The organism is Colwellia sp. RE-S-Sl-9, assembly GCF_048296855.1.
Classification (GTDB): domain Bacteria; phylum Pseudomonadota; class Gammaproteobacteria; order Enterobacterales; family Alteromonadaceae; genus Pseudocolwellia.
Window position 1 is genome coordinate 871671 of sequence record NZ_CP182631.1, and the last position, 17574, is coordinate 889244.

At 37.2% G+C, this 17574-nt stretch carries 14 protein-coding genes; 1 reads left to right on the forward strand and 13 read right to left on the reverse strand.

Translation table 11 applies throughout. From position 1 onward, the window contains the following. Nucleotides 1–3: 3 nt before the first annotated feature. On the forward strand, nucleotides 4–927 hold the full coding sequence (locus ACM9HF_RS03770; protein ID WP_473614372.1) for a response regulator: 924 nt from the start codon (nucleotides 4–6) through the stop codon (nucleotides 925–927). On the opposite strand, the gene ACM9HF_RS03775 is transcribed toward ACM9HF_RS03770, so the two are convergent. The 13 genes from ACM9HF_RS03775 to ACM9HF_RS03835 form a co-directional block, all read right to left on the reverse strand. Next, a complete protein-coding gene (locus ACM9HF_RS03775; RefSeq protein WP_473614373.1) occupies nucleotides 924–1913 on the reverse strand; it encodes a hypothetical protein in 990 nt (329 codons plus the stop codon). The two genes, ACM9HF_RS03770 and ACM9HF_RS03775, sit on opposite strands and share 4 nt — an antisense overlap. A gap of 177 nt (nucleotides 1914–2090) precedes the next feature. After that, a complete protein-coding gene (locus ACM9HF_RS03780) occupies nucleotides 2091–3473 on the reverse strand; it encodes a hypothetical protein (protein WP_473614374.1) in 1383 nt (460 codons plus the stop codon). Nucleotides 3474–3813: 340 nt separating this feature from the next. Beyond that, complete coding sequence (locus ACM9HF_RS03785) at nucleotides 3814–5193, reverse strand: ATP-binding cassette domain-containing protein (RefSeq protein WP_473614375.1); 1380 nt, start codon at nucleotides 5191–5193, stop codon at nucleotides 3814–3816. Between the two features lie 38 nt (nucleotides 5194–5231). Beyond that, nucleotides 5232–5690 (reverse strand): hypothetical protein, encoded by a 459-nt coding sequence (locus ACM9HF_RS03790; RefSeq protein WP_077342878.1) that lies wholly within the window; start codon nucleotides 5688–5690, stop codon nucleotides 5232–5234. A 107-nt stretch (nucleotides 5691–5797) separates the two neighbouring features. Next, nucleotides 5798–6340, reverse strand: a complete 543-nt coding sequence (locus ACM9HF_RS03795) for a hypothetical protein (protein WP_473614376.1) — start codon at nucleotides 6338–6340, stop codon at nucleotides 5798–5800. Between the two features lie 106 nt (nucleotides 6341–6446). Beyond that, a complete protein-coding gene (locus tag ACM9HF_RS03800) occupies nucleotides 6447–7253 on the reverse strand; it encodes a sterol desaturase family protein (RefSeq protein WP_473614377.1) in 807 nt (268 codons plus the stop codon). Beyond that, nucleotides 7246–7938 carry a CDP-alcohol phosphatidyltransferase family protein gene (locus ACM9HF_RS03805; protein WP_473614378.1) on the reverse strand — a complete coding sequence of 231 codons (693 nt, stop codon included), beginning with the start codon at nucleotides 7936–7938 and terminating at the stop codon, nucleotides 7246–7248. The genes ACM9HF_RS03800 and ACM9HF_RS03805 overlap by 8 nt, the downstream gene beginning before the upstream one ends. A 5-nt stretch (nucleotides 7939–7943) precedes the next feature. Beyond that, nucleotides 7944–8582, reverse strand: coding sequence for an ATP-binding cassette domain-containing protein (locus ACM9HF_RS03810; RefSeq protein WP_077342886.1), 639 nt, complete (start codon nucleotides 8580–8582; stop codon nucleotides 7944–7946). Nucleotides 8583–8592: 10 nt separating this feature from the next. Continuing rightward, the gene (locus tag ACM9HF_RS03815) at nucleotides 8593–10353 is read right to left on the reverse strand and encodes an ABC transporter permease (RefSeq protein WP_473614379.1); all 1761 of its coding nucleotides are present in this window, start codon (nucleotides 10351–10353) and stop codon (nucleotides 8593–8595) included. Next, nucleotides 10350–11666 carry an ABC transporter substrate-binding protein gene (locus tag ACM9HF_RS03820; RefSeq protein ID WP_473614380.1) on the reverse strand — a complete coding sequence of 439 codons (1317 nt, stop codon included), beginning with the start codon at nucleotides 11664–11666 and terminating at the stop codon, nucleotides 10350–10352. Before ACM9HF_RS03820 ends, ACM9HF_RS03815 begins: the two co-directional genes overlap by 4 nt. Beyond that, nucleotides 11653–12489 (reverse strand): DUF547 domain-containing protein, encoded by an 837-nt coding sequence (locus ACM9HF_RS03825; RefSeq protein ID WP_473614381.1) that lies wholly within the window; start codon nucleotides 12487–12489, stop codon nucleotides 11653–11655. The genes ACM9HF_RS03820 and ACM9HF_RS03825 overlap by 14 nt, the downstream gene beginning before the upstream one ends. A 1-nt stretch (nucleotide 12490) precedes the next feature. Continuing rightward, complete coding sequence (locus ACM9HF_RS03830) at nucleotides 12491–14662, reverse strand: dihydrolipoyl dehydrogenase family protein (protein ID WP_473614382.1); 2172 nt, start codon at nucleotides 14660–14662, stop codon at nucleotides 12491–12493. A gap of 95 nt (nucleotides 14663–14757) precedes the next feature. Beyond that, entirely contained in the window at nucleotides 14758–17109 is a 2352-nt protein-coding gene (locus tag ACM9HF_RS03835; RefSeq protein ID WP_473618250.1) for a TonB-dependent receptor, read from the reverse strand. Nucleotides 17110–17574 lie beyond the last annotated feature (465 nt).

Here is a 17574-nt window from a genome sequence, read left to right on the forward strand (position 1 = left end):
GTAATGAACAATAAAATGAGTGATGTAGTATTAGTGGTTGACGACTCACCAGAGTCATTAGGCATGTTAAATGTGGCGCTGAATACTCAAGGCTATACCGCGTTAGTCGCACTTAATGGCTTGCAGGCGCTTTCTATTGTTGAAAAAGTACAGCCAGACGTTATTTTACTTGATGCCGTAATGCCTGAAATGGACGGCTTTGAAACCTGTAAAAAATTAAAAGAACTACTCCCCAACACCCCTATTATTTTTATGACGGGTTTAACCGATGTTGAAGATGTAGTAAAAGGCTTTAACGCAGGCGGTGTTGATTATGTGACTAAACCTATATCTCCCGATGAAGTTATTGCGCGCATTAAAACACATGTAAATACCGCGAAATTAGCGCTAAGTGCACAAGATGCGTTAGATCATGCAGGTAAAAACGTGTTTTGTGTAAGTAACGAAGGTCGTTTAGCTTGGGCAACGCCACAAGTACACGAAATAATAGACGAGCTTGCACAAGACGATATGACACCTTGGAGCACACTCGCAGAAACCATTAAGGTTTGGCTAAACACCACGGTTGCCACAAACCTTCCCGACAGTTCGGCTGACAACACAAACAACAACTTGTTGATTAACTGTTTTGCATCACCTTTTAATATTTCGTATGAACGCGAGCAAGACAACTTACATTTATTAAGAATTGTTCAAGCCAACGTACAAAAATCACCTGAAGATTTAAAAGCTAAACTACCGATTACCAAGCGTGAATCAGAAGTGCTTTATTGGGTGTCGTACGGTAAAACCAGCTGGGAAATATCGCAAATATTAGCAATGAGCCCACGTACAGTTAACAAACACTTAGAGCAAATATTTAAAAAACTAGGTGTTGATAACAGAACCTCAGCCGCAGCTATTTCAATTAGAATATTAGAGGGTTAATTTATTTCGCCAACAGCCTCGATAATTCGCTCTTTTAGTTCAGTGTTGGTTACTGTTTCAATCCAATTAATGTAAACATCAGGGGTTTGTTTAGCAAGCTCTTGAGCAGTACCATAAACAGCCATAAAACGCTGTTCATTATCTTTTATTGCTAATGCCAACTCCATCACCTTTTCAGGGTTTTGATCTTTATATTGATGTACATATTGGCTCACAACCCTGTCGTATGCAGGCCTATGTTCATGTAAATCAAGGTATTCAAGTAAACTGTCAGGATCTTGTTTCAACCACTGTTCTAATGCCCCATAAAGTAAACTTTCTTTGTTTTCAATATCAGGCATGGCGGTAATATTATCAACAACAAAGGCTTTATCACTTTCGCTTTCCATCATTTGCCTACCTACATCAGGCATTGCTTTTAACGCAATAACTGAATTTTTTTGCTTAGACAAAAACTCCACAACACTCCCTGTATCTAAATGACTTGAATGTGATGCTAGTAAACCTGCTGATACATCTTCATAAAGAAAATGAGCGGCACTATTTTCAAACATTGTTAACTTATCAATAGTGTCAAAAACATCTGAGTATTCAGCAAAATATTCGACAAGAAATGAACCTATACGGCGCCCGCTAAATTTTTCATAATCAAGATTTTTTAAGGCACTCAATACAGCCTCTTCATTAATTAATATAAGATCTCTGAGTGTAGAAAGTAACTCATTGTCTGAGCCTGATTTAGAAAGCTGATTCAAATAATAAGCAGAGTCACTTTGAATAATAGGTTGAAGCGTTTTATCTGTTTTTTGTGTTTGAATTAAATATGATGGTAATACTTTTTTTGTCGCCGGACTAGTTACAGCCTCTGAAGATAAAGTATAAGGAGATACATCGTTTTTATTGTTTGATTCATAAAATGCAATAAGAGCAACAGCTATAATCACAGAGCTTAAAGCCATAATATTTTTTTTATTCAGTATTTTCATTTTTCAACGGTTCACTTTTTATATTTACCAAAAGAGCCGCATATAATTCCAGCTGCATTCTGAGGTTGCATGGGGATATATGTCGGCTCCTATTCTCATTAATGAGTGTACCTGTAGCTATTTAAGATGCCACTTTCAGTGGAAACTAAAATATGCGGGTTAATAGCAAATAATAAATTATGGTTCTCCCCAGCCATAAAAAAACTTACCAAATTTATTTCCTGTAGTCCAAAAATCATTATTAACTTCAGTACCCCAAAGTTTATGCTCTGCAACAGACTCACTTATATCTATAGTGCGTACATATACGCTCGCATTTAAACCTCCTCCCAAGCTAACCTTCTCGTCTTGAAATCTCCAGTCTTGAATATTAATACCAACAAGATGACCTGATGGGAATCCCATGTATTCGTTATTTTTAGCAAGTACTGTAGTCGTGGCTCCTTTAGTTTTATTACCAAAACCGGCCCAAATATGACTTGAGTTCGTAACAGTCGCCCCATCCACTTGATTAATCGTTAATTTATTTTCTATGATATTGATATTGCTAGATTTAGCTTCAAAATGAATAATGTTGATATAGTTGGTTCTATATCGACCTATTTTTATTGTATTACCTTGATTAGTCTTACCAATATGAACATTTTTAGTACGGTTAAAATCAACAGCAAATGTTGAATAAGCATCAAAAGTATTGTTTATCACTTCACTGTCTAAAAAATCAATTGGCCCAGGACCAACAAACGGATCTGCACTATGAGCATAATTGCCATAGTCAAAGGTAAGGCCGCGAGCAGAACAAAAGTTTTTAGCTTTCCATTGGTAGGCTACAAAATGATTATTATCAATAACCATTTTACTTTCAAGAGAGGTATCCGCAGGAAATGCTGTAGTGCTTTCTGCACTATTTATAATTCCTCGACCACCAGTAATAATACTATTTTTTAGAGTTAAACCATGTGGAAGTGCATCTCGATCGTAGTTTATAGCAACATTTACTTTATCTATTTTGACATCTTCAATCGTTAAGTTTTTTCCTGAATCAACTCGAATCCCCATTTCTACACCCGTTGCAACTCGAGTCCCCTCTCCATCAGTACTTGAAACATTAGCTTTTAGTAATGGCCAATTACTCGCCGTAAGGTAAATATTCTTAATCGTTACATCATCGGTAGCAATTCTAAAAATAGACGAATTAGGTGCTTGTGGATCTATTTTTTGGCTGTCTGTAACAGGATTAAAATCATCCCAAGCTGTTGGTACTGAGGTTATATAATTAGCATGAGTTTTTGTAAATTGGCGTTGTCCCGTCGGACTATCAATGCCTATAACCGTAATCCCTTTATTATATATTACAAGGTTATGAGTCGTTGTAAGCGTTTGATCAAATTTAATAGTACCATTATTACCTGCGACATCTTGCGCACTATTAAACTCCGCTACTGTTAGTATTCCATCTCCACCACTGTAGTTACTTATATTTACTGTGGCTGCATTAGCTGTATTTACAAAAAAATAACTGGCTAATATACAAGTAGTTTTAATCATTGTCTTATTCATTTTTTCCCCGTTTTGCTTGTTGTTTATCGTGTATTTAATTTTTCCAGACCTTTAAATCTTTATCATCCCAAATGCTTTACAAATAATTATCATCTTTTATATATGAAACTATAGTATGAAAAACACCATAATGCCAAGCCAATAAAACTTTTACTAAGTTTTAAGCCAGTTCAATAATTAAATTTACCTATATCATGCGATGAAATAATGCGAAAAAAATAATAAAAAATAAAAAGTGCTTTATAAGTAATTGTTATTACGTAATAAAACACACTTCATAACTTCAATAAAAAAAGTGGAGAATTAATTAGTAGGATGGTTCTAAGTTTAAACTTATATATTAAAGCTTTATATGCTGTTTAAATATAGGTAAAAACTCATCTTCTCTATGGCTGACTAATAACATAGTGCTATGTTGTTGCTTGTCTAAGTGCTCTAAAAAGTTGAGTAATCTATGTCGATTTAATTCATCTAGACCTTGGGTTGGTTCATCTAAAATAATTAAGTAAGGTGATTTAACCAAAGCGCGAGCAATTAATGCTAAGCGTTGTTCACCATAACTTAAGCTGTTAAACATACTGTGTTGATGGGCTAACAGACCGATTTTTTCTAACCACTGGCGAGCAATAATCACTTGTGACGGGCTTGGCTGTTCGTACAAACCAATAGAGTCGTAAAAGCCTGAAAGTACCACAGTTAATAAATCGCAGTTAACGCGGTATTGTCGATGCATTTCTGAGCTTACAATACCCATTTGTTTTTTAAGTTCCCAAATGCTTTCGCCAGAGCCTCTTTGGTAACCGAGTACCTGTATATCGTTGCTATAACATTGCGGACAATCTCCGGTAATAAGCTGCATTAAGGTTGATTTACCACTGCCGTTTTTACCCGTAATTAAAGTGTGCTGTAAGGGTTTAATAGCAACGTCTAAATTTTCAAAAACATTAACGCCACTATAATGAACTTTACCTTGGTTTAATTTAACTAAGTAAGGATGCTGGTAATCTGACAACTGTTTAGTGTTTTCAGGCCAAGTTGTTTCATCAGGAATGGGCGCTAATAAAGCGTCTAGTTGATTTTTAGTTTCAGTGTTTTCTAGCTTACCAATAACATCAAACTGCCCTCGCTCAATAAAGGCTATGTTATTACACCAGCTTGGAATATCTTGTCGGTTACTTAACATCAATACTATGCTAATACCGTTTGAAGATAAACGCTCTAAGGCTTTCGATAAAGCATCACACGACTCTACATCTAAACTATCAAATGGGTTGTCGCACACTAAAAGCTCAATACCATTAAAAATGGCTTGTAGTATTAAGAGCTTTCTCCCCTCACCTGTACTTAATTGGCGATATCCAGTTTCAAGGCGATGACTTAAACCAAACTCAGCAATTAAGGGATCGTTCCATTTGCTTTCAGGTAAAAAGTCTTTCGCTTGAGTACCAATGTCATTCGCGTTAATAAAGTCGCTAGCGTCTATTTTCAGCTCATGCTCGTAAACCTCTTGCTGAGTTTCAAACGAGATCATACCGACTTTATTTTTATCGGGTAAGGTGAGCTGCTCTGCAGAATAAGGCGATAGATCACCTGTTAAGAGTTGATCTATGTATTGTTTTCCTGAGCCATTTCGCCCTAATACACACCAACTTTCATTTTTATTGAGTTGCCAATTTTTAATGGTTAACTTGTTATGTTCAAAATTTACAATGTTTATCATGATACGGTTCAATATAATTTAATCATTAAGTAAAAGGGCTACTTATACCAACTCTTTGGATCTGAACTAAAGTCAGAGGCAACTAGCCGGTTTAAATAGGTAAAGTCAGATTTATCTTTTACTTCGTTATACACTTCTTTAAACGAAGGTTTTGCTAGCAGCAGCTTTATTCCCATAGACCAAGAGGCCCATGTATGTTTTGAAACACGGCCTTTCGCTCTTAAATAAACTTGCTCGTTTGATAAATCAAGATAGTTAAAAATAAGCTCTCTGACTTTATTTCTTTCACTTTCTTCAATGGGTTCGCCTATCAGCACGTTAACGGGTAGCTCCATTGATAAAGTACGATATTGTTGATCTAAACTGTCTTCAAACGCTGCCTGTGCTTGTTCTTTACCTACTCTGATTTGCCATGCACCAAACCCTACACCTAATGCAGTAACTAAAGAACCAACCGCTGTAGCAGCAGAACTCACTACCCCCCAATCAATAACCACGATTTTTATTCCTTCTGTTGAAACAAATAAAATTGGTAAATGTATAGAAATAATAACCTAATATAATATTTATATTTGAAATCATGTAGATATTTACAATAATATTTTTATAGACATACTCTCAATTGATTTTCTAATGTATCAAGCCAATCCTCAAAGCATTTTTTATTTACATTTCCACCGAAAGACATTCTCTCACTTTGACTTACAAGAAAGCGAATTAAACGAACCATCAATATAATAAAATCGAAAAGTTCTTTAAAAGTAAAAATATATAAATCAGGCTGCTGATGAATAAATGTATTTCTAATTTTCTGAATATTTTTTATCTGATTTAATTCATTTTTAGGGATTATTTTACTACCTGTATAAGGGAGGAATTCAGGCTTTTGAAGTTTTTGGTATAACCATTCAATATTATCTAAATCACCTGCATCCTCTTGATAAAAGCTTTTATTTCGGACGAGAAAAGATGACGTTGTAATTAATGATAAACACATAGTACTTTGTAAAGCAGTATGACCGAATATAAATGCCCACTTCAAATAACTATCTCTACCATTTTTTATTTTTTTTAATGATGAAGAAAGATTTTCTAATGCCATTAGCAAATCAGTTTCTAATTCAAAACTTATTATTTTTTCTGGCATATAAACTCCAATAAATAATGTTACTACATACACTCAAATAATTTTTTAAACTACTAACCAAATATATACATGTTTTATAAATATGCTAGGAATAGACCGATTGTATTTATTTGTTTTTAAACGGCATAATTAATAATCCCCAAAGCGAGGCGTTTTGTTTAGCTTGAGGGTATTGGCTTAATCCGATATCAAGATCACCATCACTTTTAATGGCTGAATCTTTATAACTGCCAAATAATTTATCCCACCAAATAACACTAAAACCGTAGTTTGAATTAGTTTCTTTAACCACTTGGCTATGGTGAATTCTATGCAAAATTTGCGTCATTAATACGAGGCGTAATGGTTTTTCAATCGCTTGAGGTAAGCGAATGTTAGCATGGTTAAATAACGCTAAACCATTTAGAGTAATTTCAAATATAAGTACGGCAATGGCAGGTATACCTAACGCGGTAACAACAAGTAGTTTGATAACAATACTTAATACGATTTCGATAGGATGAAAACGTAGGCCTGTACTAGTATCTACATGCGCATCAGCATGATGAACACGGTGTAAACGCCATAGCATAGGAACGACATGGAATAACCTATGTTGCCAATAAATAATAATATCTAATATGAATAGGCCTAGTACAACTGTTAGCCAAAAAGGTAAGTTTACATTGATATAAAATGTTTGGTTAAACAAACCGATAGCATTTTCAGTGTTATAAAGCGCAACAGCAGTTAAACCAATAGGTATAATTAACCGAGCGAAAATCGACGAAACAAACACCAAACCAAAATTAGCGGTCCAACGTTTAGCTTTAGTAATAGAAGATTGTCGTGCAGGTTTGTAGCCTTCAAGCAACATCATAACCACTAAAATGCTAAAAAAGCAGCCAAGTCGCCACCATACTTCGTTAGTCATTTTTCGTCTCAGTACTTACTTCAGTAGCTTGCTTTGCTTCGTTTATTAATGCTTTACTTTTCATATCCGCTTCTTGTTGTTTTAGGGTGTGATAGCCACCGTGTATACGAGTAAAAATAGTGATCATACAAGCAAGTGAAAATAACAAAGCTAACCATGGAAACGATTGTGGCCAAATACAAAAAGCAATAAATAAAGCTATAGTTTCCGTACCTTCGGTTAAACCATTAAGATAATAAAAGCTCTTATATTTGAATTGTGGTTTATCAATTTTAAATTTTTCAGCGGCAATCGCAAAAGCTAAAAAGCTTGAACCTGTACCAATAAATGTTGCTAGTAAAATTGAACCAGCGATGCCATTAAGTTCGGGATCAGAAAAAATAAAGCCTAACGGAATAGCCGCGTAAAACAAAAAGTCTAAGGTGATATCTAAAAAGCCCCCCGCACTTGAGCTTTGCTTAGCATAACGAGCAAGTGCTCCATCTAACCCATCTAAAATACGGTTTGCTATAATCGCAGCCAGTGCCCAATACCAAAGCTGAAAAGCTAATAATGGCACCGCTAACATACCCACTAAAAAGCCATAAAATGTTATTTGATCGGCAGTAATTTTGCGTTTGTGTAGCAACATGACAACAGGCGTTAACAAAGGTTTTATAACCGGCGTGATATATTTATCTAACATACAACTTACTCTGTTTTATTTAAGGTGATAACTTTACCACCAGCGGCTTTAGCGTCGCTATGATCATGTGTAACCATAAGTGCCGGTAGTTGATGATAACGAATTTGTTCGAAAACTAGCGCTCTGGTATCTTCACGCAATTGTGAATCAAGTTTACTAAAAGGCTCATCAAGTAAAATAGCTTTAGGCTCGCTCAGTAAAACCCGCAATAACGCGACACGAGCTTGTTGGCCACCTGAAAGGTTATCGGTGTGGCGGTCAGCTAAACCTTTTAAGCCTAATTGCTCGAGTGCGTCTTCAATTTTTTCAAGCCGCTGTTTTTTATTACCAGCAGGCATAGCAAAAGCAATATTGCCGGCTACAGATAAATGAGAAAACAATAAAGCGTCTTGATATAACACGCCTACATGGCGTAAATGTGCCGGCACTTGAGTAATGTTGTTATTGTTTAACCATACCTCACCTTCCGCAGTAAATCCTGTAGGAAGTGCACCTGTTAACCAGTTAAGTAAGCTTGATTTACCACTGCCAGATGGCCCCATAAGTGTGAGAATTTCACCACCATTAACTTGTTCGTTTAAACGCAGCAATAACTCGTTTTGACGAAACAGTTGTAAATTTTTTATCTGTAAAGATGTTTGCATTTAAGACCCTTTAACGACGTGCGGCTTTGTAAATAAACTTAGGTAAAACCCACGCTAATATAAAACCAATAAGCGGTAATAACATTTGCATAAGTGCATATACAGCGCTGGTGCGTCGGCTTGCGCCATTAGCAAGTGCAATAGCTTCGGTTGTAATGGTGCTAATACGTCCTCCTCCCGCCAATAATGTTGGTAAGTATTGGCCAAAACTAATCGCTAAACCTAATGCTGATGCGATTAAAATAGGCACAAATAATTGTGGTAGTTTTACTTTAAAAAACACTTTACTAGGCTTTGTACCTAAGCTTGCGGCAACAATAGCAAAACGAGGATCTAATTGCCTGTAGCTGCTCGCTAGCGATAAAAACACATAAGGTAATACAAACAATAGGTGCGCGATAATCACGTTAATATAACTAATAAAACTTACCTGCACTGTGATTAATTGCTGTATCCACACAAGTCCAAATAAAAAAGCGATACTAGGCACAAGTAAAGGAATATAAATAATTAAGCTGGTAAAACGCGAAAGTAACTTACCTTTTATTTGTTCATATTCTAAACAAAGCAGTGTTAACGCAATAGCCAGTAACGTCGTTATAATACCAATCAGTAACGAGTTGAATAAAGGTTCGCCTATTTGCATCACGGCACTTTGCCAATGAATTAACGTGAACGAGTCTGGCAATGTGGCAGGAAAGCGCCAAAAGCCAGCAACTGACCATAAAACTAATCCCACTAGCGCTAGTGCAATAAACACAATAACTAAGGTGGTCACAATTGCAGTAATGATTTGCCAATAAGTACCGCCGTATTCACGTTTACCATTGGTTAACGATTCACAAAATAAGTACTTAACCGTTTTTTCACCTAGTAACCAAAGTACTAATAATCCGCCTGTTAATGCTAATTGTAATAACGCGCCAGCAGAAGCTTTTATACGAAGATTTAAATCAACATCGTTGAACCACTGCATAATAGCAACGGCAAGTGTTGGTGGTGTATTAGGGCCTAAAATTAACGGCATTTCTACACTTGAGCTGGCATAAGCTAATACCGCTAAAAGAGGTAAACGTAACAACGGATATAAACTCGGTAATACCACTTTAAAAAACGCTGTTATTGGGCAATAACCTAAATTAAGTGCCACTTTATGTTGTTGGCGTAATTTTTTCCCTAACTCGGGTTGAGCCAATGCACCTAAGGCCATAAGCAACAAAAACGGTAACTCTTTTAACGTTAAACCTAACATAATACTAATGCCATAAGGGTCGTGAGGGAAAATACCATGAGGTGCTAACTCCCAACCACTTAGCCACGGAGAAAACAAACGAGAAACCATACCCGATGGCGCAATTAAAAAGCCTACCGCAATCGCTGCTGCCGCATGAGGAATAACTAAAATAGGACTCAAGATTTGTTGAATACGGTCAAGCCAAACACTGTTAAAAAATGCCGCTAAGATCATCAGAGTAATAACAAAAGCGAGTACGGTGCTTATTAATCCGGTAGCAATACTTAAGCTTATCATTTGAGTAAGACCTAACGTTTGCCAAAGCGCGTTGAACCCTTGTAGCCCTACGCTGTACTGATTAAGTGCAGGCGCCCAGCCAAATGCTGGTAATAACACGCCAATTAAACCACCAAATACAGGAACAATTAAAAGCAGCAATAAAAACTTAGGGCTAAAGGTAGCCACACGCGTAAACCAATCGGTAGAATGATTGACACCCTGCGTTTGGTTAACTTGCACCTTGTTAGTGACTGTCATGGAGTGACCCCATAACGTGTTTGCCAACCTTGAGTTATTGCTTCAACCCAACTGGGATGGGGTTCGCTTAAGGTACTTTTTATGCTGTTAAAAGGTAGCGCACTTGGGTGAGGTTTTTGTGTTTTAAACAAGGCTTGTTGTTCGCTATTTAATGTTGATGAAATAAGTACGCTGCGATCGCCCCAAATATTCGCTTGTTGTTTATACGCTTGAGCTTTTGGGCTTAATAAAAAGTTAGCGACAAGTTGTGCACCTTGCTGATGGCTAGCGTTATAAGGTATTGCGACAAAATGCGTATTACTTAAACTGCCATCGTCCATTGCATAACTACGAATGCTATAAGGTAAATCGTAACGCTTTACGGCTGCAGGAACTTCTGGCCCAGAAAAGGTAAACGCTAAACTCAACTCAGTATCATCCACTAAACGACGCATTTCTACACCACTTTGCATAAAGTGCTTACCTTTACGCCATAAATTGGGGTGAAGTTCATCTAAAAACGCCCACAAAGGCTTTAATGTTTGTTCTGTATTTTGGGCTGTTGCTTGTGAATAAAGTTGATTTTGAGCTAATAAGCTGTTTTGTTGATGTAACACCACCAACGCATATTTTAGAAAACTCATGCCTAAAAAATCAGGGGGTTTAGGATAGCTAAAGCGTCCGGGATTTTTCTTACTCCAACGAAGTAATTCATACAAACTGCGAGGCGGATTATTTGACGCCAACTGGTCGTAATAAAAAGTGAGTGATGCTTGTCCCCAGGGGGATTCCATACCTTGCGTTGGTACACCAAAGTCTAGTGTTACTGCAGGATTATATTCAGGATCTGTGTAAATAAAATTAGGCTGTTTATCTGCCCAACCTTTTAATAATAATGAGTGCTGAGCCATGGTGGCAAAGTTAGCACCGTTGATCCACACCAAATCAACATTGCCTTGATTATGATTATTTGCCGATTTTTCAGCTAAAACTCGGCTAACCGCTTCACTGGTATCCGTTAACTTAACATGATGTAAAGTGATCTGGTATTGCGCTTTAACCTGTTGTGCAACCCACTGTATGTAGGCATTTATTTGTGGGTCTCCGCCCCACGCATGAAAGTATACGTTTTGGTTTCTTCCTTTTTTTTCAATTTGTTGCCAGTGTTCTTTTAGGTTTATTTCACTTATTTGGCTTATATCGTTTTGTGGTTCAACTGAATAAGCAAAGGCGGTGTTAAATAACACAGTAGAAAACAAGTTAATACAAAAGCAAAACGCGACACTACAAAAGCAGTATCGCGTTAAAGCTTGCCAACACTTAATGTTGTGCATTTAGATCCCAGTTATATTTTAAAAACTGTATTTTCATATCACCCTCTTTAAGGGCTTTTTGTTGAACAGGCGTTAAATTAAGTGCTTCAGGATACTGCAACATAAACTCCTCTAACGAATGCGTGTTGTTATAACCTTTTTCAAAATCCTCGCCGTACCATTTAAAAATTGACGATAAACTTAATGAAAAACTCTGCGCAAAATTACGTGTGGTATCCGACAAAAAACGTACAGTTTGTTGCTCAAGCTGCTGTAATAATTTATCAGCAGTGTAAGCCTCTTCACGCAATGCAGGACAACCAATACTCGCACAGTTTACCGCAAAATGAATACGAGGGTCGTTATACTTTGGCTTACCTTCTTCGTTAACCGCGCCACGAATTAAGTCGTGTTCAATATTGTCTAAACTACGTGTTTCCCCTAATAACGGAATAAACTTTTTACTCCATGGCGAACTAAAAAATCCGCCTAAATCTTTTATTGATTTAAGGTCTGAACCGTCTTTAGATAGATTTGTTACAATCAGCTCGACAGTCCACGCATTGTAAGCATTAATTAAAAACGCCAGTTGTTTTGTTTTTCCCCAACCGTCAAATTCATTTTGGCTTACTGCCGACAACATCTTTAAATACGTAGTTAATTCGCTGTGTTGCGCTTGCATAGCCGCATAATTAACAACGGTACTATGGCCATTATTAATAGCCACTACGTTTTGATTTACCAACTGATCCCATACCTTGTGCATGTTTTCAGCATAACTAACAAACGATGCAGCAAGTAAAGTAGAACCTAATAATAGTGTTTTAAAAGAACCTTTAAACATATTAACCTCGACGCCATGTGTGATATTTTTCAAGCCAATTTAATACGGTTTCTGGTGCATGCGCTCTTTTCCACTCGCCTGCCGCATACTTGTTGCCTTCTGCCCACGTTGGGTAACTATGAATAGTTCCTAATATTTTGTTTAAACCTAAACCATGTTTCATGGCTAAAACAAATTCAGCAATTAAATCACCCGCATGTTCAGACACTACCGTTACACCTAATATTTTGTCTTTGCCTTTAGGTGTAATCACTTTGATGAAACCTTTGGTTGCGCTGTCTGTTATGGCGCGATCTAATTCTTCAAATTCAAAACGTGTAATTTCATAATCAATACCTTTATCAATAGCATCTTGTTCATTAAGTCCAACACGCGCTACTTCAGGGTCAATAAATGTTGTCCATGGAATTACACGATAATCCACTTTGAACTTTTTAAGATGACCAAATAAACCGTTAACTGCTGCGTACCAACCTTGATGCGCTGCAACATGGGTAAACTGGTAAGGACCCACAATGTCACCTGCTGCAAAAATATTAGGGTATAAGGTTTCTAAGTATTCGTTGGTAACAACGGTGCGGTTAGTTTCGATACCTAATTCTTCAAGTCCGTAACCTTTAAGACGTGCACTACGACCTACGGCACATAATAACTCGTCGTATTCAATTTCTACTTCTTTATCCTTTCCTTCGTTATTTGACAGGCATTTAACAATAATAAATTTCTTACCATCGCGAGCTTCACAACGTAATGCTTGATGCGAAGTTAAAATGTTAACGCCACTTTCAGTTAATGCTTCGTGTGCAAAGGTAGACACTTCAAGATCTTCTTTGATCATGATGCGCTCTGCCATTTCGATTTGTGTAACGTTCGAACCTAAACGAGAAAAACTTTGTGCTAATTCACTACCAATTGGCCCACCACCTAAAACAACAAGTTTTTTAGGTGCTTCGTCCATTTCAGCAAACTTGCTCCATAATGTATCACTGGTTACATAACCTGTTTCTTCAATACCTGGTAAAGGCGGAATAAATGGACGTGCGCCTGTCGCAATAACAATAGTACGCGCTGTTAATGTTTGTATGCCACCATCATTCAGTTTAATTTCAACCGTCCACGGGTCAATTAACTTACCGTAGCCTTTAACCACTTCTACACCTAAATTTGTGTAACGTTCAACACTGTCGTGTGGTGCAATGTCTGCAATCACTTTATGAACACGCGCCATCACTTTTTTAAATGAGAACTGTGGAGTCGCATTTTCTAAACCGTAATGCTCACCATGACGAATTTGTTCTGCTACTTTTGCACTTTTGATAATCGCTTTACTTGGAACACAACCGTAATTTAAACAATCACCCCCCATTTCTCCAGCTTCAATAAGGGTAACTTTGGCTTTTACTGCAGCAGCAATATAACTTGTTACTAAGCCACCAGCACCAGCACCAATCACAATCATGTTACGGTCGAATTTTTTAGGTTTTGAATAATTTTTGTATACGCGACGTTTTTTAAACATGTTAATGATTCCTTTTGCAATGAGAGGAAAAATACCTAATAAAGCGAACGATAAAATTAAGTTGAAAGATAAAATACCCGACAAACTTTCAATTTGTGCAAGCTGAGTGCCTGCATTAACAAATACAAAAGTACCTGCCAACATACCCACTTGGCTTACCCAATAATAAGTCCATGACTTGATAGACGTAACGCCCATTAATAGGTTTATTAAAAAGAATGGAAAAACGGGTACTAAGCGTAAAGTAAATAAATAAAATGCACCTTCTTTCTCTACACCTTTGTCAATCGCGGCTAAACGCTCAGGAAATTTTTGCTTGATAGAGTCACGAAGTAAGTAACGCGATACTAAAAATGCTAATGTAGCACCTATGGTTGAAGCAAAAGAAGCAAGTAATAACCCCTCAACTAAACCAAATAAAGCTCCCGCCGCTAACGTTAAAATAGTAGCACCAGGTAAAGACAGTGCAGTAACTAGTACATACAATAAAAAGAAACCACCAATAACCAACACCGGTGATTGCTCACGCCATTGGCTAAACTGAGCCATTGAATCTTTCAAGCCTTCCAGTGTCAGCAATTGATGTAAATTGAAATGAAAAAACAGACCAACAGCAACAGCTGCGATCACTAATAACAATAATTTTTTAATCATATTTGTCTCTTTTAAATACTTTATGAAAGCGCTTAAAATTAAACGCTTTATCTTTAAAGTGTGTTTTTAAAACTTGTTGTTATATACCCGTACTTTTAGAAAGAATGAGTAAGGGTTAACTTGGCGTTAATGGGTAATTCAGGAAATACTAAGGTTGCGCCAAAGTAACCGCCTTCAAATACTGGACGCCAATTCTTTTGATTAGTCACGTTATTTACGTCAAAACGTAATTTTGTACTTGGCGTAAAGGTATAGCTGGTATTAACGTTTAGGGTGTATTGATCTCTAATATTAACCGTTGCTAAAAAGTCTAATGGATAACTCTTGGTATATAGACCAGAGAAACCCGCTTGCCATTGCGCACTAATTGAATATTGGCCATTAACACTAAAAGATTGCTCAGGAATACCTTGTACTTGCCTATTCGACGGAGCAAAAGAAGTAAAGCTTGGTGCACCAACACTTGTACCTGCAATAATGTCTGGACGTGAATTATCAAACGCATCGGCTATTTGAGCAGAGTCTTGGCTGCTTGCTGAATTGTCGTAACTTGCATCAATATAGCTGTAACCTGCACTTATCCAATAAGGATAAGCATCGTAAAACACTTGGCTTTCAAAACCTTGTGTACGAATACCGGTATTACTACCGTCTCTATTACGTAAACTACGACGTTGACTAAATACAGCGCCATCAGCATACCAATCGCTATCAGTGGGCGCGTATTTCAAACCAACTTCAACTAACGTATTTTCAGTAGCAAAATTTTGCTCACTAATAATGTTACCACCACCTAATGCGGTACCACCTGCCATACTGTTTGATGTCGCTTCGTTATAACTCGCTGTACCATAAGCAGTAAAGTCGCTGGTAAGCGTATAATTAAAGCTTAAATGCGCTGAATGTAATACTTCATGAATGCTGTCGCTTGCTGCAACTTGACCTTCTGGTGCTATAGGATCACTTGCTTTAACATCATAAAAGTCTGCGCGGTAGCCAACAGTAGTATGTAAATTAGTAGTCCAGTCTGAATCGTGTTGAATGGCTAAACCTGTTTGTATAGAGCGTGAATCGGTAGTATCTGACAAATTAAAGTCGCCCGTACCATCGTTATTCGTATCGTATTGCGCACCTGGTGAAACAAAAACACCGGGGCGAAGCTCAACTAAACGCGCTTGTTGTTCTGCGGTTAAAGGAATACGACGATTTGAAATGGGGCCCGTTAAATCAATAGGTGAATCAGCTTCAGTTGTAAATTGACTGTAACCTAATACTTTGTTGTAGCGCACATCTAAAGCAAAAATAGTTTGCTGATCGCTATTCCATAAATAACTAAGTTCTGTTCTATTTTGTGCAGTATCTGCGCCATCGATAATTTCAACAAAACTGTTTTGTGAAATTTCTTCACGTTGTAAGTGTTGAAAATACGTTGTGTTTTTAAGCAACAAGCTTGGAGTCAGTTCACGTTTATAAACACTGTGTAATAAATAGGTAGTGGCTTCGTTTTGATTGTCTGGATCTGTTAATACCGTGCTTCTATCTAATTTAACTTGCCCTGTTGGAGAAACAATTGAACCTGCTGCTGGTACAGTACTGCCATTGCTTTGAACGCCTTGACCTGTAATGTACAAACCATTGTCAATCAAGGCTTGTGTTGGGCGATTAATGCCCGCGTTGTCGGTAAATTCAACTTGGAATAATTCAAAGTTTATATCCCAGCTACTTTTATCGTCAGGTAAAATACGTAATGCAGCATATAAGCTGTCGCTTTCCATACCCGCGTAATCATAAAAACTGCCGTTATCTATATGTTCAGCACTTATTCTAAAGCCGACTTTATCTTTAATAATAGCGCCCGTGTAATCAACTTGCGCTCGATATTGATCCCAACGTGCTGCCGATAAATTAACTTTGCCTTTGCTTTCATCTGTTGAAGCGGTTTTAGAATGTAAATTAACAAAACCACCATTACGTTGGCTTGAGCCGAATAACACCGGTGGAGCACCTTTCACTACATCTATTTGTTCTACCGAGTTAAATGATAACGGTACACCAAAACCATTGTTACCTGCTTGACGTCGAGTTCCGTCTTGAAACAGTTCACCTAACTGACCACGAATAGTCGGTAAACTTGGCGCACCAAAGCCACTAGCCGAGTATGTGTTTGGGCTAACCGCTAAAACATCTTGTAATGTCGTAATGTTAAGTTGCTCAATTAACTCACTGGAAATAGGCGTAACAGAACGTGCGATATCTTTTAGCGCTAAGTTATCACCAAATGGGCCATCAATAGCGGCATCTTTAACTGATAAGCCTTGGGAATTATTTGCTTGTCCTAGCACTTCAATCACTTCTAATGCATTATCTTTTGATTCTTGTGCGGCATAGCCAACAAAAGGGATATTTAATACGGTGGCTATTGATAAAGCCAAATGTGCGTGCTTCAAACTTTTACTCACTATTATTTTATCCCCTTGCTATATAAAGATATGAGTTGCAACTATAACCTGCATATTGAATAACAACGGGGATATTATGTTATTGATGGGCATTAAGACCTTGAGCCACCTAAATAACTTTCACATAATTTATATGTTTTGATCTTTTAACTAGCGTACCGTAAATTTCTGGAGCAAGTCCTCATGCTGGATGAATATTTCCACACAGTATTTAATAGACTGTATCGTTCTCCGATGAAAGCGACCATTCAGAAAGTTAAATATAATGACGATATTGAAATAATCGAATTAGAAATACCAAAAGATGGTATTCATATAGTGAACAGCGGAGTTTCAAAGCAACCACATAGAATAGTTACCATCAATAATAAGTGTTACTAAAGCCTCCCAGATTTGTAAAGTGACATATTAACTTGATGTGTTTAGTATATATCCCCTTCGTAGTGCTTTTTA